Annotated in this window: 17 protein-coding genes; 9 read left to right on the top strand and 8 right to left on the bottom strand. The window is 61.9% G+C overall.

Annotated elements, in window-relative coordinates; all coding sequences use genetic code 11:
• The first annotated feature begins 8 nt into the window (after positions 1 to 8).
• The 7 genes from C9427_RS31360 to C9427_RS31330 all read left to right on the top strand — a co-directional run bounded on the left by C9427_RS31360 (position 9) and on the right by C9427_RS31330 (position 6,663).
• A complete protein-coding gene (locus C9427_RS31360) occupies positions 9 to 278 on the top strand; it encodes a helix-turn-helix transcriptional regulator (protein WP_069091175.1) in 270 nt (89 codons plus the stop codon).
• Positions 275 to 823, top strand: a complete 549-nt coding sequence (locus tag C9427_RS31355; RefSeq protein WP_107652887.1) for a S26 family signal peptidase — start codon at positions 275 to 277, stop codon at positions 821 to 823. Before C9427_RS31360 ends, C9427_RS31355 begins: the two co-directional genes overlap by 4 nt.
• On the top strand, positions 811 to 1,494 hold the full coding sequence (locus C9427_RS31350) for a lytic transglycosylase domain-containing protein (RefSeq protein ID WP_107652886.1): 684 nt from the start codon (positions 811 to 813) through the stop codon (positions 1,492 to 1,494). The genes C9427_RS31355 and C9427_RS31350 overlap by 13 nt, the downstream gene beginning before the upstream one ends.
• Positions 1,495 to 1,692: 198 nt before the next feature.
• Entirely contained in the window at positions 1,693 to 3,663 is a 1,971-nt protein-coding gene (gene rlxS / locus C9427_RS31345; RefSeq protein WP_107652885.1) for a relaxase/mobilization nuclease RlxS, read from the top strand.
• A gap of 207 nt (positions 3,664 to 3,870) precedes the next feature.
• Positions 3,871 to 4,830 (top strand): DUF1403 family protein, encoded by a 960-nt coding sequence (locus C9427_RS31340; protein ID WP_107652884.1) that lies wholly within the window; start codon positions 3,871 to 3,873, stop codon positions 4,828 to 4,830.
• A gap of 2 nt (positions 4,831 to 4,832) precedes the next feature.
• Positions 4,833 to 5,555, top strand: coding sequence for an SMC-Scp complex subunit ScpB (gene scpB, locus C9427_RS31335; RefSeq protein WP_107652883.1), 723 nt, complete (start codon positions 4,833 to 4,835; stop codon positions 5,553 to 5,555).
• A gap of 484 nt (positions 5,556 to 6,039) precedes the next feature.
• Positions 6,040 to 6,663, top strand: coding sequence for a hypothetical protein (locus C9427_RS31330; RefSeq protein WP_023774354.1), 624 nt, complete (start codon positions 6,040 to 6,042; stop codon positions 6,661 to 6,663).
• 97 nt (positions 6,664 to 6,760) lie between these two features.
• Here the strand turns inward: C9427_RS31330 and C9427_RS31325 are convergent, their stop codons facing one another.
• From C9427_RS31325 to C9427_RS31315, 3 genes are read right to left on the bottom strand one after another with little or no spacing between them, the layout of a single operon-like run.
• Positions 6,761 to 7,027, bottom strand: a complete 267-nt coding sequence (locus C9427_RS31325; protein ID WP_107652882.1) for a hypothetical protein — start codon at positions 7,025 to 7,027, stop codon at positions 6,761 to 6,763.
• Positions 6,994 to 10,293, bottom strand: a complete 3,300-nt coding sequence (locus C9427_RS31320) for a UvrD-helicase domain-containing protein (protein ID WP_107652881.1) — start codon at positions 10,291 to 10,293, stop codon at positions 6,994 to 6,996. The genes C9427_RS31325 and C9427_RS31320 overlap by 34 nt, the downstream gene beginning before the upstream one ends.
• The gene (locus C9427_RS31315) at positions 10,290 to 12,986 is read right to left on the bottom strand and encodes a PD-(D/E)XK nuclease family protein (protein ID WP_107652880.1); all 2,697 of its coding nucleotides are present in this window, start codon (positions 12,984 to 12,986) and stop codon (positions 10,290 to 10,292) included. The genes C9427_RS31320 and C9427_RS31315 overlap by 4 nt, the downstream gene beginning before the upstream one ends.
• 49 nt (positions 12,987 to 13,035) lie before the next feature.
• Between C9427_RS31315 and C9427_RS31310 the strand changes: the two genes are divergently transcribed.
• On the top strand, positions 13,036 to 14,823 hold the full coding sequence (locus tag C9427_RS31310) for an ATP-dependent nuclease (RefSeq protein ID WP_107652879.1): 1,788 nt from the start codon (positions 13,036 to 13,038) through the stop codon (positions 14,821 to 14,823).
• 22 nt (positions 14,824 to 14,845) lie between these two features.
• Positions 14,846 to 16,597, top strand: coding sequence for an ATP-dependent helicase (locus C9427_RS31305; RefSeq protein WP_245437240.1), 1,752 nt, complete (start codon positions 14,846 to 14,848; stop codon positions 16,595 to 16,597).
• Positions 16,598 to 16,829: 232 nt separating this feature from the next.
• Here the strand turns inward: C9427_RS31305 and C9427_RS31300 are convergent, their stop codons facing one another.
• From C9427_RS31300 to C9427_RS31280, 5 genes are all read right to left on the bottom strand, one after another.
• A complete protein-coding gene (locus tag C9427_RS31300; RefSeq protein ID WP_146172625.1) occupies positions 16,830 to 17,945 on the bottom strand; it encodes a hypothetical protein in 1,116 nt (371 codons plus the stop codon).
• On the bottom strand, positions 17,926 to 18,855 hold the full coding sequence (locus tag C9427_RS31295) for an AbiJ-NTD4 domain-containing protein (protein ID WP_146172624.1): 930 nt from the start codon (positions 18,853 to 18,855) through the stop codon (positions 17,926 to 17,928). Before C9427_RS31295 ends, C9427_RS31300 begins: the two co-directional genes overlap by 20 nt.
• Positions 18,856 to 18,959: 104 nt before the next feature.
• Positions 18,960 to 20,675 (bottom strand): competence protein CoiA family protein, encoded by a 1,716-nt coding sequence (locus tag C9427_RS31290; RefSeq protein ID WP_107652891.1) that lies wholly within the window; start codon positions 20,673 to 20,675, stop codon positions 18,960 to 18,962.
• Between the two features lie 258 nt (positions 20,676 to 20,933).
• Positions 20,934 to 22,316, bottom strand: a complete 1,383-nt coding sequence (locus C9427_RS35035) for a hypothetical protein (protein ID WP_107652875.1) — start codon at positions 22,314 to 22,316, stop codon at positions 20,934 to 20,936.
• A gap of 203 nt (positions 22,317 to 22,519) precedes the next feature.
• Positions 22,520 to 23,432, bottom strand: a 913-nt coding sequence (locus C9427_RS31280) for a nucleotidyl transferase AbiEii/AbiGii toxin family protein (RefSeq protein ID WP_107652874.1), incomplete at its 5' end; no start/stop codon positions are given.

The raw sequence follows: 23,432 nt of genomic DNA, 5'->3' as shown, positions 1-23,432 counted from the left end.
GGACCATCATGGACGACGAAAACGACCGCGCGGCCCGCGCCAAGAAGGGCAGTCCGTTTCTGAACACCGCGCAGGCTGCCTTCTATATCGGCCTGTCCCAGCGCACCCTGGAAAAGATGCGGCTGACCGGCGGCGGCCCGAAATACCGCAAGCACGGCCGCTATGTCCGCTACCACATCGACGAACTCGACGACTGGTCGAAAGGCCGCCCGCCAGAACCTGGCTCCGACGATGACAAGGGCGGTTCCGGCTCAGCCGACGAGGGAGACCGCTCATGAGCCGGCGGCCTTCCACCCATCTGATCGGCAGCCGTTTGCGGCGCGTTCGGGCGCGCAAGGCAATCGCCATCGCCGCGATTGGCCTGAGCCTGACAGGCTTCACGGCGCTCCCAAAGCCGTCTCCCTTGCTGGTCTGGAACGCCTCGGCTAGCGCGCCGGTCGGTCTCTATCGCGTTGGGTCTGGCACGCCTGCGCGCGGCGATCTTGTGCTCGCCCGCCCGCCTGGCTTCGTTGCCTATCTCGCCGACCAACGCGGCTATCTGCCTCGCAATATACCGCTGGTGAAGCGTCTCGCCGCGCTGCCGGACGAGCATGTCTGCGCCTTTAGTAATGCCATCATCATCGGCGGCGAGATCGTCGCCCGTCGGCTCAAAATCGACACGCAAGGCCGTCCGCTGCCCTGGTGGAACGGCTGCCGAGCGCTCGCCCATGACGAGGTTTTCCTGCTCGGCAACGAGAAAAATCACTCCTTCGACAGTCGCTATTTCGGGCCGGTGCCGGCCGAAAACATCATCGGGAGGCTGGTGCCGCTATGGACCGAGTGACCCTCCTGATGCTCGGCATGATCGCCGTCGCGCCATGCGCCTGTTCCGCCTCGACCGGCGCTGAGCCAGCCGTCATCTCCCAAAGTCCGCAGCTGCAACGATGGCAGCACTTCGTATCGGAAGCAAGCGCACGCTTCCACATTCCCCAGGCCTGGATTTGCGCCGTCATCGATGCCGAAAGCCGCGGCAAGACCGTCCTCGATGGCCGTCCCATCACCTCCCGCGCCGGCGCCATGGGCCTTATGCAGGTGATGCCCGGCACCTATCAGGAGATGCGCGTCGAGCACGGTCTGGGAGCCGACCCGCACGATCCGCGCGACAACATCTTGGCCGGAACCGCCTATCTCAGCGCCATGTATAAGCGTTTCGGATTCCCCGGCCTGTTTGCCGCCTACAACGCTGGACCCGAGCGCTATGAAGGCCATTTGAAGCTTCGAAGGCCGCTGCCGAAAGAGACCGTTGCCTATCTGAAACAGCTTGAGGCGACGGGGATTTCGGCGGCCGACATGAACGAATTCAAAGGCCAGTCCACAACTTCAAAGGGGCGGAACGCTCCCTCCGGACGCTCTTTGTTCTTCCTTCGCGGCGGTGTTCGCGCCGGTGAAACGAATGGCGGCCTTTTCGTGCCGCTCGACAGGGATCGCCCGCGGCCAAAGAAGCACAATGGCTAGCGATGTTGAGGGCATCCGGGAGGGGCCAGGGACGCTTAAGGCGAGGAGGCGAGGGGCGCGTAAGGCAAGATAAAGGCACCGCCTCCATGAGGCGGCGAAGCCTTTGTCTGCACATCGTTTTGCCGGAGGCTGCCGGCGGCGCCAGGAGGGTGGGCCAGCGAGACTCAGGTTTCGCTTGAATTTGCCCGGAGGCTGGTAATGCAGGATGATGAGTTCAGGCCGAAGCTCGGCAAGATCGGCTCGCGCGGCTCGAAAGCAGGCAAGCGCTATGCCGGCCAGGTCAAGGCAGCGATCAACCGAGCCGGCGGCCGCCTCCAGCGCGGCGGTCGCTTCACGGGGAGCCGGACAGGCCGCGGCGGGGCGGCGGCCGCGCTGCTCAAGTCACGCGACCGGTATGCCGCCTTCCGGCAGCGGCGGGTGATGGTCAAGGCGCGGATTGTGAAGCTGGCCGGCAAGGGTGCGGACGGAGCGCGTGCGCATCTGCGCTACATCCAGCGCGATGGCGTCACCAGGGAAGGCGAACCCGGCAAACTCTATGGCCCCGGCAGTGATCGCATCGACAGTAAGGCCTTCGTCGATCGCGCGGATAGCGACCGGCATCAATTCCGCTTTATCGTCGCACCGGAAGACGGCATTGAGTATGACGACCTCAAGCCGCTGACGCGGCGGCTCATGGCCCAGATGGAGGAGGATCTCGGCACCAGGCTCGACTGGGTTGCCGTCGACCATTTCAACACCGGTCATCCGCACAGCCACATCATCGTTCGCGGCAAGGACGACCGCGGCGAGAATCTCGTCATCGCTAGGGAGTATATCTCGAGTGGAATCCGCGAGCGGGCGGCCGAGCTGGTCGGCCTAGATCTCGGTCCGCGCACCGACCGCGAGATCGAGCAGCGCTTGCGCCAGGAAATGGATCAGGAACGCTTCACCAGCATCGACCGGCGGCTTCTCAGGATGCGCGACGGCGATGGGCTTGTTGTACCGGACGTCCGCGACGCGTTTCGCCAGACGTTGCACCAGGGACGCTTGTGCAAGCTCGAGCGCATGGGGCTCGCCGGACAGATCGACTCGGGCCGCTGGCGCCTGGATGATGAGCTTGAAGCGACGCTGCGCCGCATCGGCGAACGCGGCGACATCATCAAGACAATGCATCGCGAGCTGACAGGCAAGGGGCTCGCTCGCAGTGCTGCTGACTGTGTGATTCACGATCGATCCGGGGAGCCGGCCCAGCCGGTCGTTGGCCGCGTTGTCGCGCGCGGGTTGGGCGACGAAATCAACGACCGGCATTACCTCATCGTTGATGGCCTGGACGGCAGAAGCCACTACATCGACATCGGCAAAGGCGAGGCCACCGCACCAACGCCTGACGGCTGCATCGTCCGTGTCTTGCCGAGGAACACCGAGCCCAGGCAAGTCGACCGCACCATCGCCGAGATCGCCGCCGCCGATGACGGCCGCTACAACATCGATATTCATCTAAAGCATGACCCGTCCGCCACCGAACGCATCGCCGAAACGCATGTCCGCCGGCTGGAGGCGGTCCGGCGCGCCACTGGGGGCCTGGAGCGCGAGCCGGACGGCACCTGGATCATCGCGCCGGATCATCTACATCGCGTATCGGAATACGAGCGGCAGCGGGCTAGGGCTGAACCTGTCATGGTCGAAAAACTCTCCTCAATGCCACTCGAAAAGCAGGTCGGTTTCGATGGCGCCACCTGGATCGACCATGAGCTGGTTTCCGATACGCCGGAGACCTTGCGCAACTCCGGCTTCGGTCGCGAGGTACGGGAGGTGCAAGCCCGCCGGCGCCAATGGCTGATTGCACAAGGGTTCGCCCGTGAAGAGCAGGACCGGATCGCTTATCGCGCCAACATGATTTCCATCCTGCGCCAGCGTGAGCTGAACCGTGTTGCCGGTCAGATGTCGGGCGAACTTGGTCTTTCCTATACCGAAGCGAAGCCCGGGGGCCGGATAGAAGGCACGCTGCGCCGATCGGTCGAGCTTGCCAACGGCAAATATGCCGTCATCGAGAAGTCGCGCGACTTCACGCTCGTGCCATGGCGGCCGGTGCTAGATCGTCACGTCGGCAAGGAGGTGTCCGGGATAATGCGCGGGGAGGGGATTTCATGGACCATCGGGCGGCAGAGGAGCGGGCCGAGTGTTTCGTGACATGGCGGCACGGAATCTTCGTCCGCGCAGCAGAAAGCGTGCTCCGTCGAGAGCTGCATGATTAGCCGGCTTACTTAGTCATGGATATCGTGATGAGTTAAACGGCTGATAATGCAACATTATCAGTCGTTTTAGTTCTGCGACAGGCTGTGCGTTTTGAGCCGAAATTTCTGGCAATAAGCGCACGGCAGCCTTAACCTCGCAGGCATGATTCGCCTCGATCCCGCGACCGCCAGCCCGGCCCCCAACGTGCCTCCGACCGTCCCGGCCTGGGCGCTGGCAGCCGGACGCGCGCCGAGCGATGCCGACGCCGCCTTCCAGGCCGGGGCCGCCCTGAGTGCGCTCGACAGCCTCGCCCGGGGGCAGCCCGCTTGGGCCGGGGCCTGGCGGCATCGGCTGGCGCTTCGCGGTGCCGCCGCCAGCATGCGGCTCGCCGGCCGTTCAGAGGACGAGGCCGCCTTGCGCGACGCCTGGTACCTGCGCCCGGCCGGCGCCGATCCCGGTCCGGCCGGCGCGATCTTCGGCGCCTGGCGGCGGTTGTCTGTCCAGCCGCCTGTCGCCGACTCCGATCGGGTCGAAAAGATCGCTGACCAGCTAGGGCTCCATTGGGACGGCGCGGCTCTCGCCGACCTTTGCACGGAGATCGAAAAACTGGCGGGGCTGCAGCGGCCGGCGCCGTTTGCCGCCGCGGCGCTCGCCGCTCACGTCGTCGCCGTACGCCCTGACTGCGAGCTTTTTGCGTGGTGGCTCTCCGATCTGATGCTAGCGCAAAGCCTGCGCTGGCCACGGTCGCTGCCGCTGCTGATGGCTCAGGCTTTTGGTCCGGCTTTTCGCGATGAGGCCAGCGGCAAGCGCATTCGGCCGGGCGAAAAAGGGTTTGAGCGGGCGGTGTGCCTGGCGCTGCCTCGATCAGCGGCCGACGCCTGGCGGTTGGCCGCCGAGCTGTCGCGTCGCGCGGAGCGGCTCATCACCGTCGCACCGAAGCTCAGGGCAAAAGGGGCGGGCGATGTGATCCAAAGACTGCTCAACGAAGACGCCGTTTCGGGCTCGCTGACGACCAAAAACCTGTCGCGTTTTGCGGCGCGGCGCTTGTTCGACCGGCTACTACAATTGGATGCCGTGCGCGAACTCTCCGGCCGCACCGCTTTTCGGCTGTTTGGGCTGTAGCGATGAGCGAAGCGTCCGCCCGCCGCAAGCCGAACGAACAGCCTGTCCTGCTCGACACGGAACTGGACCACCTGCCGCCGGAGCTGCGCTGGCGCGAATGGATGGGCCGCGTCGAAGCGGTGATCTTTGCGGCAAATGAACCGGTGACACGTAGTGTCCTCGCGCGGGTGGTGGGAAGGAATTGCAATCTCGAGCTGATCATCGACGACATCCGCGCCGAACTCACCGGCCGCCCCTATGAACTGGTCGCGGTCGCCGGGGGCTGGCAGCACCGGACCAAAAAGGCGTTTGGCGAAGTCATCCGGGCCGCCTTCGGCCAGCAAGGCGGCCAGGGCGAAAAAGAGCTGTCGCAGTCGGAGGCTCTTGTCCTCATGTGTATCGCCTATTTCCAGCCGATCACCCGTGGCGAGCTGTCGTCCTTCTTCGGCAAGGAGGTGTCGCGCGACCTGATCGCCGTGCTGCGCGGGCAGGACCTCATCGCCTCGGGGCCGCGCAGCCCGCAGCCGGGGGCGCCCTACACCTATGTGACGACGAAAACGTTCCTGTCGCAGTTCGGGCTCGACACGCTGCGCCAGCTGCCGGATTTCGATGCGCTCGAGGACGCCGGCTTGCTTTCAAAGGAGAAACTGCTGGCGGGAGATATTCTGACAGGATTGGCGGGCAGAGAAAATCGCGACGAAGAAGAAGGGTCGGTGACCGAGGTCATGGAAGACGAAATATCTTGAGCCGTTGTCCCTGGATCTCGACCATAGCGACAGTTCCCAAGCCATCACCAGGTGATTAATCGTGAAACGATCGCCAGTCAGACCACTGGCAAAATGTATTCCATCAAGAGCGGTTCAAACTGTGTGGCGACTTCTGTTTTAGCGCTATGCTTTGCGAGCCGAGACACTGAGCGATTGCGGAGCATGAATGAGCCGGGAGTTGCGGATCAGGCCTTCGGCGGATGTCGATGAAAGTCTATCCAACACCGCACGATCATAGACCGCCAGGCAATTCGGCCGAAGTCAGCTGTGAAGCATATAGCATGCCGTTGACGGCAAACCGGTCATAAGGGAAATTACTCAGCCGCCGCCCTGTTTGCCACTCGCCTTCCTACGATCGCGTCAAATATTTCTTGATTGCTGCGTACGCTTGTTAACAATGCGGATTGAGTACTAAGGCTTAGATGACTTGCGTCCACAGGTATTTGGAGCATATGGCATCCTCATGGGCGCTATTGAAAAACCTGCCGATGAGCTGCTGCAAGATTTCGCGAAGGCCACCGCCGATCACAAGCAGGAGTTGATCCGTGATCCCGCGACGATTTTCAAGTTTGCGACCTATGACATCGACTACATCGCGAGCGGGCTGGAAAGCCCGATCCGGGCGTTGAACAGAATGCTCTTTGTTCAATATTTCTCCGCAATGGAGGCTTATCTCAGCGATCGGTTGATCAAAGTCGTCATGGATGAAACGGCGGCAATGTCGGCATTGGTGAAGAACAACAAGGAATGGAGCGGCGAAAAGATCCCGGTCACCGAACTGGCGGCCAATCCTGCCGCATACCGCGACTGGGTGCTCACACGCCTGCGTGAGCTGCCCTACCATAACTTTGTGAAAATAGATAATTACTACCGGGGCGCTTTGGGCTTCACTATCTTCCCCAACAAACTAGTCAAGGCGACGCTGATGGCCTTTTTGCCGGTTCGTCATGACTGCGTCCATCGCTACGGCTACGACCATGAAGGCCAGGAGCGTTCGATAAGCAAGGATGACCTGGCCGAACTCGAGAAGGCCGCTGAAGCCATGGTCGAGCATATCGAAGCCGCCTTCGCTCAACGCCCGATTTGAGAAAAGACAGGGCGCCATCAAGTACGCAGCGCCGTGCATCTCCTGGCGAAGTGCCGGCGTCCTTAGGGGAGGGGCCTCTGGCCGCGATGCCAGCTGCCTATTCGCTGCCGCTGGTTGTGCGTTTGCGGTTGACCCACTGGATTTCACCTGAAGTCATGAAGACAATTGCGCCCCGATCAAGCGCCAGAAGCTCGAGATATTCCAGCAACTGGCCCGCATAGGCCTGGCGGTCGGCCGGCGATGGCGCAATGTCCCTCTTCCAGTCGAATGCAGTGACAGCGACGCCAGCGTCGAAGGCTATCGCATCGGCACGGGCATACGAGCAATGTTTCAGATCGGACGCCGTAAAGGGGGATGGATCCAAGTGATCTCGCCGCTCGTCAGATAGACAATTGCGCCGCGTGCGGCGCCTGTCGCGGACAGATAGTCATGCAACTGCTGCACATGGGCCTCGCGCACCGCAGGCGTGGGACTAACGTCGGATTTCCAATCGATCGCAGCGTCAACGCGGTCATCCGTGATAGCCAAGGCGTCAGCGCGGCCGGCTATGAGACCAAGCTCGTCATGACCCCAGATTGCGACTTCGGGGACGAGGTGGACTCGTAGTTCGGCAATCGGTGGCAAGGCGAGCCCACGTAGCGCCGCAGCTCCCATCTCGCTCGGATCGGGACGAGGTTCGTCGTCATCGACATCGGAGATCAGTTGGTCGAGCAATTCGCGAGCGCGCGACACGCTCGCGCCGAGTTCTCCCGCAAGCTCGCCGGTGAGAAGCTCTTCCATCAGCTTGTGAAGAATGACACCGCGGCGCGCTCCGGCTCCGATGACCTCCAGATGCTCAACGTGGCTCTCCAACGTGACGACCCCATCGAGAAGGTCGCCCACCCGATCGGGGTCGTGCTCGCTGGGCCGGCGCCAGGCGACCAGTGGGGCACTTTTCTCAATGGACCGTTGTTCGGCGGCAAACACGTCGGAAGACTGTTGGTTCGGCCGGGAGGCCGGCGGCGGCGTTTCCAGACGCACAAAGGACGAAAGATCCAGTTCGGGAATGTCGTACTGGCGCAGATCTATAGAGCTGAACCAGGAATCCTTTGACGCCTGAGGGATGTGGGGGACAATCAGGATATCCCGCGCCCGGGTGCAGGCGACATACCAGATACGCTCACGTTGATTGGCATCCTCCAAGCTCTCCGCGGCACGCGCAGCCGCCAGCTCGGGCGGTGCGACGCCGCCAAGCATCCAGTGCAGGCTGTTGTCGGATTGCCGATGCACGAACTGATCCGGGCGATAGAGTTCGGTCGTGGAATTGACCGGAATCACGACCGGCCACTCCAACCCCTTGGCGCTGTGAATGGTGACGATCTCGACGGCATCCCTGGCGGCATCGATGCGTCCTTCCTGCGCCCGTGCCTTGTGCTCCCAATCATCTTGGAGATCCCGAATGAAGGCGCGCAGGCCAGAGACCGAGTAGCCACGCGCTCGCTCGATCAGGGCATCGAGATTGGCAAGCGCGCGTGCATTTCGGTTTCCATGCCGGGCCGCCATGATGACGCGAATGTTCAGACGTTCGATGGCTTCGGCCAGAATCAGGCTCGGGGCCACGATCGACGCTCGTCGGCGAAGCCGCTGCAGTTCGACGAGAATATCCCTGGCCACCGCATGCTGCACGAGTTCAGGGTCCGTTCGCACCGTAAAAAAGTTTCGGCCCTCTTCCCTCGCGGCAAGGGTCGCCGTGATGTCGAGCAGCTCCTGTTCGCTGAGGCCGACCAGTGGTCCTCGCATGAGCGCGCCAAAGGCCAGCGTGTCGGAGGAGTCCGCCAAGGTCCGCAGCAACGCCAGGATGTCCTGTGTTTCCTGTCGTCGCATCAACGTCTGGCCGGCTTGCGAGGATACCGAGAGGCCGCGCTGCTCGAGTGCCCGTTCATAGCGCCACAGCTCGGTGTGTCCCGGTGAGAGCAGCGCGATGTCGCCGGCCTGGAGCGGCGTGCATGTTTTGTCGGCGCGTAGAATCGAGACGTTGCCGATCAAGGCGGCGCAAATGTCGGCAACCCGCTCGGCCTCGGCTTCCCGAAACATTTCCGCGTAGACGCGCCCCTCGGTCGCGACCTCCACGGTGAAGCGCGCCACGCAGGGAAGCAGGTGTGACGCCTCGATCAGCGTGGGCGCGAGAGCGACATAACGGGGCTGCGAGGCCTTGGAAAAGACTGGTTCGAAGCAGGCATTCACATGATCGATGATCGGGCTCAGGGATCGGAAATTGGCTGTGATCTCGAGCACCGCACCATGATCCTGCCCGTCGATCAGCTGACGGCAGAGTTCGTAGGCTTCGATGTCGGCGCCGCGAAAGCGGTAAATCGCCTGTTTCGGATCGCCGACGAGGAAGAGCGCCCCCGGCCGCAGCTGTGATTTCTTCCATTGTCCTGGTTGCGTTTCGGTCGCGGCGATCGAGAACAGAATCTCGTTCTGGATGCCGTCCGTGTCCTGAAACTCATCGACAAGGATATAGCGATAGCGCTGGCCGATGGCGTGACGCACCTCTTCATGGTCGCGGATCAGCGAACGAACGTGGATCAGCAGATCATCGAAATCCAGGACCGCGGCGGCACGCTTGCGTGCCTGGTAGCTTTCCAGCAGCTGGTCGAGTGACGCCGACAAAGAGCAGACGAGCGTGGTTGCGATATGACCAACGAGCTCGTTCCAGCCTATGACGACGGTATCGTAGAGCGTCCGGCCTTCACCCGGCCCGGCCTCGTTGCGGTGAGCGCCGAAGCCCCGCGCCGCCGCTTCGTAGGCCTTGAGCTGAAGGCCCTTGCGTTCGAAAAGCCGACCGGTTCCCGGATCGCAAAGCCGCCACAAGACCCCGAAATCCTCGCCTTGGGCGAGACAATCCTTATAGCGCTCCGCAAGCCGGCTCAATTCCGACGCGATCTCGGAAAGCCATTTGTCAGGGTCGGCGCTTGCCTGCCACCGGGCGAAATCGTCGACCGCCTGGACGAAATCAATGTCTGGCCGTGCGTCGGGAGCCGGAGGGATCGGCTGCGCATCGGGATGCTTGCGCCGAAGGCTCGCGAGCTCCCGGATAAGATCCACCACTTGAAGCGGGATCTCTTCCGCCAGCACGACGATCGGGTCGCCTTCCGTCGCACCGGCCGAAAGCCTCTGCGAGAACCAGACGGAGAGCTCGGCCGTGAACAGATTGTCGGCGACGGTCGCATCGACCACACGGGCGCCGGGGTCGAGGCCAGCCTGGACGCCATGGCTGCGGATGATCGCCTGGCAAAATCCGTGGATGGTCGTCGCCGTCAGCTCATCGAGCCGCGGAGAAGAAGCGACCAGCGCATTGCGCTGCTGTTCGGAAAGACCAAGCGGAAGAACCGCACGAAGAAAAGCAGGAACCTCACCCGCCAGCAGCGCGTCAATCGTCTCCCTGATCCGGCGCGCGAGCTGGCTTGCGGCAAGTTCGGTAAACGTGATGGCGGCGATGTCGCCAGGATGATGGGCGGATGCGAGCATCATCGCCACGCGACCCGCCATCAGCGAGGTCTTGCCGGTTCCCGCGGCCGCTTCCACAAGCAGGATCGCGGCAAAATCGGTCATGGCCCGGCAGCGGGCGTCCTGGTCGACAAGCGTCATGTCGAGGCGCTCCAGAGCCTGTTGAGCTGCTGGCTGGCCGCTCGGAACTCAGACGCCTTGCGGCGCAGATAGCTTTCCCGGTCGGCCGGAAGCGCCAGGCGCATATCGTCATAGAGCGCGTCCTGTTCCCAACGCGGCGCAATGCGGCCGCTGCGCAGGATCGCCATGGCTGCCAACAGATAGCCTGTCGCTTCGCTTACCACACCATCGAGTTCGTCGCCCTTGAGTTCGAACGTCGCGGGATCATCGACGAGATAGATCAGGCGCGTCGCCACCGTCCTGACTTCGGGGAGCAGCGAGCGGACCGCGATCGCGTAAAGGACGCGTTGCAGCTCCCGTCCCTGACCCAACGCGATGCGCTGATGCTTCGGAGGCGGCTTGGCGCTCTTGTAGTCGGTGATGCGCGCGCCATCGCCTGTGGCGCGGATATCGAGCCGATCCATGCGGCCGCCGAAGACCAGACCAGTTTCCTGGATCGGCACCGCGACTGTCGTGTCCCACGGCGCTTCATCCCCCGCTTCGATCTGGCCGAATGGCACCTCAGTCCAGCTGCGCGTATCGGTTCTCACCTGATCGTCCGCGGCAAGGCCTCTGGCAGTACGGCGCGCAGCCTCATTCACCGTATGGCGCCACAGAATCGGCGGTGGCACTGAGCGCTGCAGCGGCCAGACGTTCAGGATCGCTGCCGAAGCATGACCGATCGCCGCATCGATCTCGACGGCGCTGGCGCGCGCAAAGCCCGGCGTTGGCTCGAGCGCCGCGATCGCGCCGCTTATAAGCTCATGCACCAGCTCTCCGAACGAAGCTGCATCGAGCTGCAGCGGATCGGACTGGAATCGGACCGAGTGCCATCCCAAAGCATAGCGCCAGACGAACCCGAGCGGGTCGCGCAGCAGCCGCTGCAGTGACGTCGTCGACTGGACCCTCGATAAGGCTCTTTCTATCGCCGGATGATCGGCGCTAGAGAGGCCGTCATGCGGGGTCAACATCGAAGGCCGTTGCCAGTTGCGCCAGCAAAGCTGGCTCTGGCGAACATGTGCCCGTTGGCCGGCATCGCGGGGCCGCGCCAGCAGCCTGTCCGCTTCGCTGAACGCATGCTCCGGAATGCGATCGCGCTTGTGCACGATCTCGTCCGAAGGCCACAGCGAACTGGGTGAAAGGATGCCGCCCTTGGCGTTGCGCAGCGAGCGCGACAGCACGAGTTGCTCCCTGGTATGTGCCTTGATGACGGCGAAATGGCGCCGGTCGCGTTCAGTGATACCCACAGGGTGGAGCCTGCGGCGGTCGAGCAAATGGTGCGGCAGGAGCGGGTCGTCGTTTTCCGAGCGCGGCCAGGACCGGCTGGTGAGGCCAAGCAGGCGGGTGTAGGGCCGCGGACATGCAGCCAGTTGCGACGCCGGACACCAGACGACGCAGCTTGCGGGGTCAAGCTGATCGGCGACACGCAGCGCTTGCAACGACAGGCCGATGGCTTGCGGCGGCGCGCTTCGCAGTGCCTCCTCCCACATCGCCAGACTGGCGCCGCTCAGCAGCCGTGTACCGGCCTCTCCCGCCGCTTCCGCTCCGCGCGCGAGAAGCTCAAGAAGGGGAAGCAGGATCTGCTCGGCCAGATCGCCGTTGGCGCGCTGCAACCGTACCTCCGCCATCACTTCTCGCCATTGGTCAAGGCTGCGCAATCCGGCGCTTCGTGGGATCGCGGCGAACCAGTCCGCAGGAAGCAGGCCTGCAAATGGGCGCGCCGGCAGGCGGCGGATCAAGCGCCATATACGTTCCTGATTGAAACCGTTTGCAAGAATATCCGCCAGCGCTGCACAGGCCTGGCCCTCCGGCGTGCTCAAGGCGGGCACGCCGTGGGAGAAATGCAACGGTAACCCGGCGTTTCTCGCATAGGCCAGAAAATGATCGTCCCAGTCCTGTGTCGCAGTCGCCACGATGGCGATGTGCTGTGCCTGAACCTTGCCGGTGGCCAGCAACTGGCGGGTCCAACGCAACGCCTCGACGACCTCCGACTTCGGGTCCGCGCTCGCCTCCGTCGACGTGTGGACCGAAGTAGTCGCTGCCCTTTTCCGGATCGACCCTATGAACCATGGTTGCTCAACAGGCTCCGGCAGCTCCCAGGTGAGGTCGGCGAAGCGGGCGACCTCATTGAGTAGTGGCCGCCAAAGCGGATCGACTTCCACCAATCCCGAAAGCGTCACCGGGCCCAGCAGGCTGCGCGCAAGATCGACCCGCCGGAGGGCGGCGTCGCGAAGGTCGCGCGGCAGCATGTGCGCCGAGGGTATGTGGTCACGTATGTAGGTCTCTATGACATGCAGGTCGTGAAACCTCGACGTCGCGCCCAGGGTCGACAGGTCGAGGTCGGCCCGCCAGGCGCAATCGAGCGCGTGAAGGGCCGCGCGCGGCATCCCAGGCAAGCCGGCCACCGTTCCGATGTCGCCAAAGCTCTCGGAAGCCAGCGCGGCCTGGATAGCCGGATAGAGCACGTCGGTGCCGGCCGGTGTTGCGAAGCCGCCGACCAGGCGCGCCGCGAGCAGGGGCAGGGTCATGATATCGCGTCCGATTGCTCCCTCGCGCGCAGCGGCAGCGCGGGCGCTGCGAAGCGCCAGCACGCCATCGACAACGTGGGTGGAGCGAATGAGCATCTGGTTTTCGTCTTGTTGATCCAGAATGGCACTGTGATCGCCCAGAATCACCGGCTATTGAAGATCAGGCAAAGAAAAAGCTTAAACGTTGGGGCGGAAAATGTATCTCAGCAAGTTGAGCATCAGGAATTTTAGGAACTTTCAATCGATCGACGTCGCCCTGGCCGGCAATGTCGTGCTGCTCGGCGAAAACAGGGTCGGAAAGAGTAACCTGCTCTTCGCGGTCCAGCTCATCCTCGACCAGACATTGCCCGATTCGGCAAGGCAGCTGAAGCTCACGGATTTCTGGGATGGCGGGCCTGCCGACTACAGCGCGCCTATTGAGGTACATCTGGAGATTTCAGATTTCGCCACGGACATGGCGCTCACCGCGCTTCTGACCGATTTTCGAGCACCCCATGATCCGACGATCGCCCGGCTCAGCTATGTCTTCCGCAAGAAGTCGGACGTCACTGGCGCCCCGCAGTCGGGCGCGGATTGCGAGTTTCTGGTCTTTGGCGGTGGTGATGAAACGCGCTCGCTGCCGAGCAAGGTTCGTCGCCGCATTGCGATTGATCTGCTCGATGCCTTGCGCGACGCGGAAGGTCAGCTCGGCAGCTGGCGAGCTTCGCCGCTGCGCCATCTGCTCGAGGAAGCCGTCTCAGGGATAAGCCGCCCGGATCTCGACACTGTCGCGACCGAGCTCGACAAGGCGAGCAAGACGCTTGAGGCCTTTCCGACCATCAAGACGCTGGAAGATGAACTGCGCGCTGGCATCGCCCATTTGTCGGGAAAGGCGCATGACATCGATGCGCGCCTGAGATTTGCGCCTGCCGACCCGCTTCGCCTGTTCCGGGCGATCGCGATGTTCATCGATAACGGTAAGCGCAGCATTGCCGAGGCCAGCCTCGGATCGGCGAACGTTGCCTTGCTGGCGCTGAAGCTCGCGGAATTCGCCTGGCGCCGGAAAAAGAACGAGCGCAACTTCTCGCTGCTTTGCATCGAGGAGCCCGAAGCGCATCTCCATCCCCATCTCCAGCGTTCGGTGTTCACGAAGCTGCTCGGCAATGTGGACGCTTCCCAGGCCATGATCGTCACCAGCCATTCGCCCACCCTGGCCGCGGTGGCGCCACTGCGATCGATCGTCCAGCTGAAGAGGAGCGGAGGTGCGACGCAGGCATTCTCCCTGGCCAATCTGCCGGTGACACCCGACGAGCTTGACGATCTCGAGAACTATCTCGACGCCACCCGCGCCGAGCTGCTGTTTGCGCGTGGCGCCATCTTCGTCGAAGGCGACGCGGAGGACGCGCTCTTGCCCGTCTTCGCCTCGTCGCTCGGCCATTCGCTCGACGATCTCGGGATCACGGTCTGCAATGTGGCAGGCACGAACTTCCGTCCCTATGTCAAGCTCGCTGAGGCGCTGACGCTGCCTTATTGCGTCATCACCGACTGGGATCCTCTCGACGGTTCCAGACCTCCACTCGGCAAAAAGCGAACCTTTGACCTCTGGCAGGACATGCTTACCGTTCGTGGCAAGCCTCTTCTGACGGCGGCAGATCTGGCAAGATGGGAAGCATCAGACTATGCCGCATTCAGTGCCGACGCGGCAAAATCCGGCATCTTCCTCAATGAACAGACTTTTGAGGTTTCGGTTGCCAACACGCCTGTTCTGCTGAGCCCGCTGCTCGATATTCTGAGCGGACAAGACTTCGGGTCGGTGCGCACCAAGCGTATTGCCGCCTGGCGTGCAGGCACGCCGGTTGATGCCGAACAGCTGCTGGCAATGGTCGCGAGCGTTGGCAAAGGCCGGCTAGGCGCGCGTCTGGCGAAGAAGGCGGTTGGTCTTCCACCGCCCGCCTACATCGAAAACGCCATCGCCACTCTGGTCGCGCGGGTCTCCAATGCTTAGCGACCGGCCCCTTGTTCAAGCGTTGGCAGACCTCAAGGCCAATCCGGAGCAGGCCGCCGCCGTCGTGGAAAAGGGTCACTGCGTGGTGCTCGCCGGCCCGGGCAGCGGCAAGACCAAGACGCTGAGGATCGCCATGGCACGCGCCCTGATCCAGGACGTACCCGATCCTCGCGGCGTAGCCTGCATCACCTACAACAACGACTGCGCGATCGAACTGGAAACACGCCTCGCCCGCCTTGGGATCGTACCTGGAGACCGCGCTTTCATCGGCACCGTGCATAGCTTCGCGCTCAGCCAGGTCATCGGCCCATACGCGCGCTGCGTGCCCATTGGGCTTCCCGCGGACTTCAAGGTCGCAAGCAAATCGCAGATGCGGGCCGCTGTGGAAGCGGCATACAGCAAATCGATCGCCGGCTCGGGCAACCCTCACGACAGATGGAAGTTCGCGTCGGAAAAGCGCGTCCGCGATGTCGATCGCACACGGTCTGAATGGCGGGGCCGGAATCCGGAGCTGGCTGATTTCGTTGAAGCCTACGAGGCGGAGCTGCGCCGGCAAGCGCTCATCGATTTCGACGACATGCCGCTGCTCGCGTATCGCATGATCAAGGAGAACGGCTGGATTCGCGATGCAGTGCGAGCTCGTTACCCCGTGTTGTTCGTCGACGAATACCAGGATCTCGGTCATGCGCTGCACGAACTCGTCCTCCTGCTTTGCTTCGAGGGCGGCATTCGTCTGTTCGCTGTCGGCGACACCGACCAGTCGATCTACGGCTTCGCCGGCGCCAATCCTGAGCTGCTGGAAAGCCTAACCCGCCGCCCCGATGTGCGCACGATCAGGCTCCGCTTCAACTACCGTTCCGGCGCGAAGATCATTCGAGCCTCGCTCGGTGCGCTTGGCGAGGAGCGTGACTATCACGGCATCGATGGCGCTCCCGACGGCGATCTCAGCTTCTGGCCAGTTCCGTACGGACACGACAATCAAGCTGAGGCGGTCGCCAATACGATCATCCCGAAGCTTCTCGAACAAGGGCTCCAACTGGGGCAAATCGCGGTTCTCTACCGGGCCGCCTGGCTCGGCGACAAAGTGGCGGCCTCTTTGAAAGAAGCGGGAATCCCTTTTTTCCGAACCGACACGAACGCGCTGGTCAAAAGAAGTTCTCGCCTTGCACGCTTCATTGAGGGATGTGCCGGCTGGATCACGGGCGGTTGGCGCGATGCCGAGCCGCCCTATGCGCGGCTCCTGTCGCAAGCAATGACGCTCGTCTACGGGCGCCACGCCAGTGAGCGTGAGGAACAGGAACTATCCGCCCAACTCATGGGGTTTCTCAGCACCTCACTCGGAAGCAGCGAAACCACCCACGTCTGGCTGCAACGGGTGGCACGAGAACTCATCACGCCATGGCGCATGGTCGCTCGCAATTCCGAACAGGAGTGGGACGTTTGCGACGAGATGATTTCCAACACCGATCCGGCCCGCGATCTGGACATGCCATTGGCGCATTTCGCCGGACGGACGGAGGGATCCGGACGTGTCAACCTCAGCACCCTGCACAGCGCCAAGGGGCGGGAGTTCGACGCCGTCATCATGTACGGAGTGAACGCTTCCGATATGCCGAGCGCGCGCGATCGGCAGACCCCCACAAGTCTTCGCGAGGCCAGGCGCTTGTTCTACGTCGGCGTGACACGCCCGAAAAAACACCTCAGCCTGGTCTATCAGGAGCACCACCATTCGCCGTGGATCTTCGAGCTCTATCAGCGAAGTCAGCAGAATTGACCGTGCATCAAAAGGAACGCTGAGTACACGTCCGCCTGGATCCAGGCCTTGAGGTTATCAATCGAAGTCGCTCGTCTTTCCACGAAAATGCGTCAATGGCTTCAGGCGAGCAGCGCCACAGCGCTGGACGTTCAGACGGCAACGAGACTGAGGCCGCGCGGACGACAGCTTTTTTTGCCGGCCTGGGCGTTCCGAGCGTGGTAAGGTTGCAGCCCGCGCCAGGGTGCTCGAATCAGTCTGTGAGCCACGTCATCCATTGTTCTTGGGTAACGCCGGGAAAGAGGGCCCCAGGGTCGATGTCGAAGCTGATGTGGCCTCCATGTCGCACGAAGTTGGACGCGCGAATCCCGCTCCAGAACAACGCCAGGTCCTTGTCGGCGGTGCACAGCATCACGCGTTGATCTGGCCAGATGGCAAAGATATGCATCAGCAGTTCGAGCGAGCGCAGATCAGCCAGAGCATTGTAGGCTTCCTCTCTTCCGTAACGCGCTTTGGACTTCAGGAGGCCCTTGGCCGGACTTTTCCCGTTTGCGACAACGACTGAACTGAGGGCTGCAAGGACGACCAGCGAGCGCACCTGAAGGCCGCAGGCCTTCGCGGTCGAGACGACCTCATTGCCGACGGATTGTACTCTGTGTAGGGCGACCGGAGATTGAAGCCTGGGATTGAGGCGGATGAGGAAATCCTGCTTGCGATCCATGCCGCTTCGGGTGTCCTCGATCAACCCGAGGACGCCCTTGAGACCATTGGCATCGTCCGCAACCAGGATCGCTTTTGGAAGCGCCGAACGGAGCTTTCTCACCGCCTCATCGAGGCTGTGCCGCGCCGAACTCGCGGTCGGGTGTTGCCTCTCGCCGCCCTCGAGAGCGAATAGCCCGGGGTTGATGCGGATTGCATGGTCGGCGAACAGGTCGATGAAATCGCTGCGCCCGGTGTGCTTGGTCATGCCATCCTTTAACCGGCGATCGAGTTCGGCAACGACGCAACGATCCGGCAGCACGACAGAGTTGTCCTGGATCGCTAGGGTTGAAGGCAGCCAGCCTCCTTTGACAAGGCCAATGGATTTCGAGGCAAGCCGACTTTGTAGCTCCGTCCGAAAGCGACCCGTGTGCCCAATTTCGACGTCAGAGACATCGCCCCCGACAATCGTCCCGCGGCCAGCAAGCGGGATGATCATCGGCTGATCGAGCTTGCAATTCACCAGATGCTCATAGCCCAACGGCTCGAATTCGAGGTCGGTGAGCCGCACCTCGCGTCCGGCTCGCCCGTCTTCGCCGGTCTCCCGGACGATCATCATGCGCTTGTCCGGCAATGCGGAAGGAGAATCGTCAGAACGGAATGTCGTCATCGGCAGAACGCTCCGTCTGCTTTGCCGGCACGGGCTCCGACGGTGGCGCACGTTCGAGATGTTTGGTGATGAGGAAGTTATGGAAGGCGGCAGCAATCTGGATCGCGAGATCGCCATACGCGCCCGGAATGGCGACAACGTCCTTGCCCTGTCCGTGACCACCCAGCTTGTTGCGCAAAAATGGCAGCGTTCGGAGGACCTGATCCATAAAACCGGCGCGCATAGTTTGCGGCAGGTCGTCGAAATAGCCTTGAGCGCCCAATTCCTTGATCAGCCGATCGCCATTGGCGTTTTCCAGTTTCGTCAGAACGTTCATGACACTCTCGAAGCTGTGGCCGGCAAAGAAGATCGCCTCGCGCACGTCTCCCATTCCGAGATATTGGCGTGCCTTTGCAAATTCGTTGGCTGCGCCGGCGAACTGGTTTGCTGCGAGAGAATCGTGGGCGCCCGCCGCGAGCTTGGCACCGACGAAATCGGCATCGAGTTTGAAGAACTCCCCGTCTGATATACGCCAGGGGCAATCATGGAGTTCGAAGATCTGGTTAATCTTCCTGCGTAACGTGTCCTTCTCGGTGGGGTCCATGTAGCTGGACGCAACTTCGATGGTGTCGAATACATACGGACCGTCACCACGAAGCACGAGCAGCCGCAGCGCTTCGTGGTATTGCGTGTCGGCGGGATAGGGTGTCACCGGTAGCCGTTGCCAACCATGCTCGGTGAGAAGGTCGCTCTCGGTTTCCTCCAAGACGGATGTGCTGGAAACCCAATTGTCGTAGGGATCACGCTGGATCCGCATCGGCGTGTTGAATGCAGACAACTGGGCCCATAATTTGCGGCGCGCCGGCTCGGGAATATCGACGGTGAGCGCATTGCCCTCGATGGCCCGCACATAGCGTTGGCTGAACAGCATGCGCGTTGTCATTTCCTGCGCATCGGATTGATGAAGTCCATTTCCACGAAAATCCTTCACATTGTCGGTGGCGCGAGCGCCAAACGGCCCCTCCAAACGGAGTTCTATCGAAGCGAGCGCTTCGGCGGAAGGAGGGCTTCGCACTGGTCCCGTGTTGCGTCATTGATCGTGAACTCGGCAGGAGACTTTCCACCAAGCTCACGGCGAGAACTCCGCATCCACAAGGTTGCATGATCGGGATTGTAGTATCGTGATCGCGCCAGAGCCTCCAGATCGCCCACCGCTTTCTCCTTGTGGCGTCGTCCTCGTTCCTCCAACTCCAATTCCCGAACTCGCTGATCGAGGGCGCGGATCGCAGCGGTGAAACCCTCGGCGGTCGCGGCGGCATCCAATGGCAACAACCCGCCCGATGCGGCGATCGGAGTGGATAGCCACGTCGGGGCGTGATCGCCGATGTCACGCGACACACGATCGCGCAATTGCTTGCTCCGAGACGCGGCGGCCTCTTGCTCGGCTTCGCGCTCCCGACGGACTCGCTTCTTGGCCTCCAGGCGCTTGCTTTCGATCGCTCGCGCAAGTTCGCCTGCACAGGGCAGGCCGAGTAGGTCGATATCTGCTCGCGGTGAGAATCTGATGTTTGTCCGAACGTTTGCGATGTCATCACACAGCGATATCCACTCGGCTTCGTCGTTTTGAAGCAAATCGGCGATCGACAGGGTCCGGCCAGTCAAAACGGTATCTACCCATGTTTCGAAAACGAATGAGGAAGTCTCCTCATCCGGCAGACCATCCAGTTGTTTGGTGACGATCTCCCGAATCTCTGCAAGGCGTCTCGTCGGTCGTGCGCGCAAATCCTTTGCCTGCTCGACCTTCTGCAGCATCGAGTATGTCGGCCGCCATATCTCCGACCGCGCTGGATGCAGGAAGCCTAGATGCACAAGCTGTCTGAGATAGGCTTCCACCGCACCGAGGGGTGAGGCGAATGGTATTCCCGCCTCCTTGAGTCCAATGGCGATGTCATCGGGAACAGCTCTGAATTCCCGATGGATCCATCCGCGCCTCTTCGAACCGGAGAGACCGTTTCGCGTTCTGAAAGGCGTATGACCGTGAGCAAGCAGCTCCAGGATTGTCGCGGCCTGCCACTCGGCTACTGGAACGGTGAAGCAGCCGGCGCCGTCGATGTCGAGATTGATAAGCGCACCAAGACCATCGCGACGCACCGCGCTCTCGCAAACGCCACCTCCTTCACCGCTCGCCGGCCGACGATGACGATACTTCGCTGAGTATTTCCCGATTTCTTCTTGCCGGGCTTCAGCGCGCTTGCGCGCCCTTTCGGCCAGCCGCGCCCGGGCATCCGTCTCCCGTGGATTGTGGAGCCAGATCCTTGGAGCGTTGTAGAGGATTTCCTCCGCGAGCTCATCCAGTGGCCGCTCCCGGTACGCGGAAAGATCGATCTCGATCGCGCCGACATTCATCGATCGAATGCGCGCGATCTTCAACTCGTCACATGCGTGGGTGACCTTGAACTCGACGATGAGCTTACGGTCCCGTAATTCCAGGACGACATCCGGAACGACGGTTTCAACCCTCGCTTCAAGAACAGCCGCTTCGAATGCTATTTTGGTCGGCTGAACCACCACTTCGCGGTCGTCGCTGTTTTCAACCACCATCTCCGGGAGCGCGATTTCGAGCCGCTCGTCGAGGATATTCTTCGCGAATTTATGAAGGGCGGTTTCTCCCGGTGATGTGCATGTGCTGCCGTCCCGCTCCGAGTGGTGCGCGAAATGATGGACCTTGACGGCGCCTTTCCTGGCGACCATCCGCCTTTCGCAGCCGGGACAGTTGCATGCACACGCGAGGCCAGAGGGTACGTCATCAACATGGACGAGTGTTCCGTCGGCCGCTTCCGCGACAAAGGCCGCCCCCTGTTCTGTGCAGTCGAAAAGCTGTCCGAGCCGAGGTTTCGTCATGCTTCCATCACCGAAATTAAGCGGCCAGAAGGTAACTCCCGACCGGTGCGGCGGGGCGTCGTAGTATTCGTTGCGAGTCAGCGCTGTCCGCCTGCGACTGAATGAGTTTCATTCCGGCTGCCACATGCTATCAATCCAGTGCTCTTCATGGCGTTTTGCAAAATCTCTCATCTCCCGGACATTTGCGGCAGGCTCCCGGCATGCGCGGGCGCATGTAGACACCACATCCCGAAAAAGAGCCTGAGAGACGGCTCTGGTCCCCTCGTAGTTCATCACCAAGTCCGGAAGGCGCTCCGCGATCTTTTCTCCGCGAGGCGTCATGATAAAAGTCGGCGGCTTTCCGAACGCGTTGATCAGCACGTATCTCCAGCTCGGGTCGGCATGCCCCTGCGATGGGACGATTTCACATGGACATGCGTCTCCTCCTCCGGAAATTTCCTCGTAGATATTCTCGATTGCCTGGGGTTTCTGCGCGATCAGCACGTAGGGTCCGGCCGCGGTGCAACAGCCTACACTTTCGTCATACTCAATGCCCAACACGTCTTCCAATCTGAAGCGCGCGGTGCGATCCAGGGCAACTTTCCCGGAGACAAACCATTGGAGATTGCGCAAGGAGATCCCGGCGGACTTGGCTATTTCCGCCGGTGGATTGGGCCAGCACGCCAAGAGATCCTTGGCGATCTCTGCTGAGTTGTCGTAGTCAAACCCAGTTGAGAAATCATCCTCGATGAGGACTTCGGACGCCTCTTTTCCTGCGATAAGCCAGGTCCGGCCGTCAAAACTGCTTTGGTTGAAGTAACGAGGCTGATCCGGTGGCAGTGCGGCTTCCCAGGACGACAACCATGGACCGGGCTCCCAATCCAGTCCCTCAGTCGGGATTGTTCCCGGCAGTCGCGTCGGCAACGCCGACCACTGCTGAATTTGACCTTCAAGCCGTCGGTTGCTTAGCCCGTGAGCACCACCTCTGGCATTGCAGTTGTGGTCGTCTTGCGCATCGTGGCAGAGGGTCCGCACGGCTTGGACAAGTGATGCATCATCGAGCTCGTGCTTTCTCGGCAGCCACTTGCCGGCTTCCTGCGCTGAGCGCAATGACGCCGGAAGAGATTTCTCTTTGGCCGAAGCGATCTCGAGTCGAACGCCGATTCCTGCCATGTCCGCTGATAGCGTCGGGCTGGCCTTTGCAAGATGTCGGCTGACGCGGAGCACGTCCGGCAGGCCGCGCAAACCCTCGGCCTTTGTCCAGGCGTCGAGCAACACCTCACGCAACGCCTTGGGCTGGACAACCGGGGCGAAAGTCATCCATCGAATAGGCAGTCCAGCGACGGTGAGTCCGTAGAGTATCAGGGGACTAAGCCCATGCCGTTCTGCATGCATGCGCCCTATCGGGTCACTCACGGACACAATGCCATGCTCAGGATGATAAAAAAGGACCTTGGCTATCGATACGTAGAAGTGATGCTCTCTTTTTTGCGACGTTGGGGAAAGACTCATTGCTTCTTCCGAGAATCGATCTCATCCAAGAACCTTAAGGCCCGCTGGTGCGCATCAAAAGCTTTTCTATGAGATGAGGAGACGTGCCGCCATTTTTCGGCCTCACCTGCATAGCCACCGCGGGAAGTCGAAGAAGCCGGAGATCTAGATAGGGCCTACGCCCGACGGTGGGTTGCATCCGACGAGCGGCGGATCGCGTTGCTTCATCGCGGTGTCGATCGTTCTTCGCTCTCCGGCGCGTCGCCGCCGACACTTTGCGCGTTGGCCGGCGCCGAATTGAGATGGCGCTCGAGTGCGTCGATGCTCGCCATGACGTCGGCAAAGGCCGGTGGCGTGCCGAAGATCATCGCCGACATGCGTTGGTAGTCGGCCGCGAGCCTGGCGCGCATGTCGGCAGTCGGGACCAGGCGATAGCTGCCGGGGACTGCCCGATCGTATCGGTGATCCGGCGCGCGAAACATCAGCTGCTTGTGCTGTCGGCAGGCTTCGGCGAGATCAAGCATTGACGCCGTGGCCGCTCCGTAGTCGGGGTGCGTCCAGATCTGATGGACGTCGTAATAGTGGCGCGAATATCGGTTGAGATCCGGCACCGGGCGATCAGGCTTCGCTTCCGCGCTTCGCTTCTCGGTCATTTCGGTCATTGCGTGCAGGATCAGCACCTTCTCCCAAAAAGTCCGTTCCGGCCTCACCGTCATCACGCCGCGGACCGTTAGGTCCAATCCCGCAGGCATTTCCGCAGCGATGTAGGGCACGATCTCGCGGGCTTCGGCCGGCTCGGGGTCGGGACGCGCGCCGCCTTCGATGCGGACCGCCGCCTGAACGTATCCGTCGCCGGAATCGAACACGCTCTTGTAGCCGACCACGAGAATATCGAGCGCATCCCTGTTTCGATAAGCGTCGAAGCCGAATGCGAGCGAAAAATGTCCAGCTTGCCCGGCCGCTTCTTCGATGGCTGCGATCTCATTGGCCAGCAGGTCCCTGAGCGGGCTGGAGATGTATTGCCGTGCGGCCTCGTCGACCTGCTCCGCCAACGCGCGCTGCTGCTGGTTCACCGAGGGGAGGGCGGCGATGTCGGCCTCCAGGGGTACGTGCAGATCGGCCTTGTAGATTCCGATG

The organism is Mesorhizobium helmanticense, assembly GCF_003034915.1.
Lineage (GTDB): Bacteria > Pseudomonadota > Alphaproteobacteria > Rhizobiales > Rhizobiaceae > Mesorhizobium > Mesorhizobium helmanticense.
This window is presented reverse-complemented; position numbering and strand designations above follow the sequence as displayed.

Bases quoted from the DNA above. Each gene is read 5' to 3' on its own strand.
- C9427_RS31360 (WP_069091175.1), top strand. From the start codon at position 9: ATGGACGACGAAAACGACCGCGCGGCCCGCGCCAAGAAGGGCAGTCCG.
- C9427_RS31355 (WP_107652887.1), top strand. From the start codon at position 275: ATGAGCCGGCGGCCTTCCACCCATCTGATCGGCAGCCGTTTGCGGCGC.
- C9427_RS31350 (WP_107652886.1), top strand. From the start codon at position 811: ATGGACCGAGTGACCCTCCTGATGCTCGGCATGATCGCCGTCGCGCCA.
- rlxS (WP_107652885.1), top strand. From the start codon at position 1,693: ATGCAGGATGATGAGTTCAGGCCGAAGCTCGGCAAGATCGGCTCGCGC.
- C9427_RS31340 (WP_107652884.1), top strand. From the start codon at position 3,871: ATGATTCGCCTCGATCCCGCGACCGCCAGCCCGGCCCCCAACGTGCCT.
- scpB (WP_107652883.1), top strand. From the start codon at position 4,833: ATGAGCGAAGCGTCCGCCCGCCGCAAGCCGAACGAACAGCCTGTCCTG.
- C9427_RS31330 (WP_023774354.1), top strand. From the start codon at position 6,040: ATGGGCGCTATTGAAAAACCTGCCGATGAGCTGCTGCAAGATTTCGCG.
- C9427_RS31320 (WP_107652881.1), bottom strand. From the start codon at position 10,293: ATGACGCTTGTCGACCAGGACGCCCGCTGCCGGGCCATGACCGATTTT.
- C9427_RS31310 (WP_107652879.1), top strand. From the start codon at position 13,036: ATGTATCTCAGCAAGTTGAGCATCAGGAATTTTAGGAACTTTCAATCG.
- C9427_RS31300 (WP_146172625.1), bottom strand. From the start codon at position 17,945: ATGACGACATTCCGTTCTGACGATTCTCCTTCCGCATTGCCGGACAAG.
- C9427_RS31295 (WP_146172624.1), bottom strand. From the start codon at position 18,855: ATGCTGTTCAGCCAACGCTATGTGCGGGCCATCGAGGGCAATGCGCTC.
- C9427_RS31290 (WP_107652891.1), bottom strand. From the start codon at position 20,675: ATGGTCGCCAGGAAAGGCGCCGTCAAGGTCCATCATTTCGCGCACCAC.
- C9427_RS35035 (WP_107652875.1), bottom strand. From the start codon at position 22,316: ATGAGTCTTTCCCCAACGTCGCAAAAAAGAGAGCATCACTTCTACGTA.